Source organism: Synechococcus sp. CB0205 (genome assembly GCF_000179255.1).
GTDB lineage: Bacteria > Cyanobacteriota > Cyanobacteriia > PCC-6307 > Cyanobiaceae > Vulcanococcus.
In genome coordinates, this window is the sequence record NZ_ADXM01000006.1 from 1 (window position 1) to 1158 (window position 1158).

Consider the following 1158-nt stretch of genomic DNA (forward strand, 5'->3'; position numbering starts at 1 on the left):
GGGTTTTCAACGGCTGAAGGATGATGTCGGAGCCGCGACACTCGACAGCGTGCTACTGGCCGCGCAAAAGCGTCCTTTGTCGAGGAGCTTGGGCTTCCGTTGGAATTTCTGACCAGTGTTGAGCGCGGTTGGGTAACGCGCCTTGCGCGTCAGGTGGAAGGTGAAACCGCCTCGGAAATGCGCCGCCACGCCCCAGAGCGGCGGCTCGGGCTGTTGGCTGTCTACCTGATGTACCGTCGATCGCAGCTGATCGATGGGCTCATTGACCAGCTCCTGGAGGTGGTCCATCGTCTGGGAACACGGTCTCGTCGCAAGGTTATTCAAGGCATTGCGGCAGATATAGGTGCGGTTCACGGCAAGGAGCGTTTGCTTGTTGATATAGCTACAGTGGCATTGGAGCATCCTGAGGGTCGGATCGAAGATGTCATCTTCCCTATCGCCGGAGCGGCCAAACTCCGGGCAGTCATCGACGAACATCGCGCCAAGGGCACCTTGGATGCGCGCATCCAACAGACCATGCGCAACTCGTATGCCAGCCACTACCGCCGTATGCTGCCACCCCTGCTCAAGGCATTGCGGTTTTGCTCGAACAACGCGGTGTGGCACCCGATACTGACAGCCTTGGACCAGATTGCCAGGTTTGCAGCTTCTGGTCGCCGTGTTGTTACAGAAGATGACATCCCGTCTGGGATCATCCCGGGAAAGTGGCGTCAAGCCGTCATAGATGAGCATGGCCGGGTTAACGTCGTGTCCTTCGAGCTCTGTGTGCTGACGCAGCTGCGAGACCGTGTCCGCGCGAAGGAAATCTGGATTGAGGGCGCTGACCGCTACCGCAATCCGGATGATGATCTGCCGGGAGATTTTTCTGAACGGCGTGACGCCTACTACGCCGATCTGGGGCTGTCACGTGACGCGCAGAGCTTTGTGGCTGGCGTGAAGGCTGAGTTGGAACAGGAGCTTCACCTTCTGAGTGCGACTTTGCCGGACAATGACAAGGTGCGTTTGAGGTGGGGTGGGGAGAACCGGATTTCCATTACGCCCTTTGCACCGGTTCCGGAGCCGCCTGGTCTGGCGGCTCTGAAAGCCGAGGTTGCCCGGGCGTGACCAATGACAGGCTTGCTTGATGTCCTCAAAAGAAACTGCCCTCGACACCGGGTT

The 1158-nt window shown here is 58.8% G+C and carries 1 protein-coding gene; it reads left to right on the forward strand.

All coding sequences use genetic code 11. The features are described from left to right. Positions 1-99: 99 nt before the first annotated feature. Positions 100-1104, forward strand: a complete 1005-nt coding sequence (locus tag CB0205_RS13990; protein ID WP_156797691.1) for a hypothetical protein — start codon at positions 100-102, stop codon at positions 1102-1104. Positions 1105-1158 lie beyond the last annotated feature (54 nt).